The organism is Kitasatospora sp. NPDC093558 (genome assembly GCF_040683475.1).
In the GTDB taxonomy this organism is placed as follows: Bacteria; Actinomycetota; Actinomycetes; order Streptomycetales; family Streptomycetaceae; genus Kitasatospora.
Genome location: NZ_JBFBDY010001283.1, coordinates 1 through 1,200 on the forward strand (window position 1 = coordinate 1; position 1,200 = coordinate 1,200).

3 protein-coding genes are annotated in these 1,200 nt (G+C 75.9%); 1 reads left to right on the forward strand and 2 read right to left on the reverse strand.

What is annotated here, in order from left to right:
• Positions 1-45 precede the first annotated feature (45 nt).
• The gene (locus tag AB0O00_RS40390) at positions 46-441 is read right to left on the reverse strand and encodes a hypothetical protein (RefSeq protein WP_363659643.1); all 396 of its coding nucleotides are present in this window, start codon (positions 439-441) and stop codon (positions 46-48) included.
• Positions 429-656, reverse strand: a complete 228-nt coding sequence (locus tag AB0O00_RS40395) for a hypothetical protein (RefSeq protein WP_363659644.1) — start codon at positions 654-656, stop codon at positions 429-431. The genes AB0O00_RS40390 and AB0O00_RS40395 overlap by 13 nt, the downstream gene beginning before the upstream one ends.
• A gap of 148 nt (positions 657-804) precedes the next feature.
• Here AB0O00_RS40395 and AB0O00_RS40400 point away from each other — a divergent pair.
• On the forward strand, positions 805-1,200 hold a 396-nt coding region (locus tag AB0O00_RS40400; RefSeq protein WP_363659645.1), incomplete at its 3' end, for a helix-turn-helix transcriptional regulator.

A 1,200-nucleotide genomic window follows, 5' to 3' on the forward strand; every position in this document is an offset into this window, starting at 1 on the left:
CATGCCCGCCCGGGCCGCACACACACCGGGCGGGCACGGCCGCTTTCACGTCCCGGCGTCCCGCAGGGCACGGAAGGCGGCGGCCCGTTCGGTGATCGTGGGCCCGCCGGCGGCGGGGCGGTCGGGGTGCAGGACGACCGTCCAGTCCCGGGTCCGGACGGTGACGGTGACGGCGCCGCGGCGGGTGCGGAGAAAGGCGGGCAGCGTCCGCACGGCCCGTCCGAGGGCGCCGCGGCCGACGGCCAGCACCCGGAGCGTGCCGGCGGGCCCCTCCGCGACGGCGCGGCCCTCACCGCCCGGGCCGACCTCACCGCCCGGGCCGGCCTCCTCGATCTCCGAGACCTCCAGCCCCGGGACCCTGCGCAGGTGCTTGCGCAGCGGACGCAGCTCGCCCGGGTCCGAGACGGACACCTCGGCGCGGCCCGCGCTCAGCGGCGGCACGACGCGGCCACCACGAGCAGCAGGAGCAGGACGCCGAGGCCGGCCAGGCAGCCGGGCACCCCCTGCGGGTTCTTGCGGTCGACCTCCACGGTGCCGCCGGGCGGTACGCCCGGGTGCCGTCTCGCGTAGTGGTCGATCTGCAGCTCCTCGGCCCGGGCTTCGCCGAGCCAGGGCGTGCGGTAGCCGCACTCGCCGCACCAGTAGCGGTACGCCATGTCGCTTCCTCCGAAGGTTGTCTGGTGTCTTCGAGCGTGGCGTCGGCGCAGGTCGGGGGACAGGACACGGCACCGGCCATATGTGACCGGCCGTCACGGTAGGCTCACGGATGGACATGAGCATGCAAGACCATGGGGGATTGCCGGAGTGACGGACGAACTCGGCGCGCTGTTGCGGCGATTGCGGAAGGATGCGGGGCTGACGCAGGAACAGCTCGCCGAGAAGGCCGAGGTGAGCGTGCGGACGATCCGCCGGCTGGAGCGCGGCGGCAGCACCGACCACCGGCTCGGCACGGTGCTGCTGATCGCGGACGCGCTGGACGCCTCCCCCGAGGACCGGCAGCGCCTGGCGGCGATCATCACCGACGGCCCAGGCCCAGGCCCAGGCCCCGGACCCGGCCCAGGCCCCGGCCCCGCGGCACCAAAACCAGAAGCCCCGCCACTGCCCGTACCGCCCGTACCGCCCGCACCCCCGATCCCCGCCGCCCTCGCCGACGCCGTCGACGAACTCGCCCGCGAGGTCCGCCGCCGCTGGCGACGGGAG

What these genes read in the sequence shown, in the direction of transcription:
- AB0O00_RS40395 (WP_363659644.1), bottom strand. Translation starts at nt 656, where the DNA reads ATGGCGTACCGCTACTGGTGCGGCGAGTGCGGCTACCGCACGCCCTGG.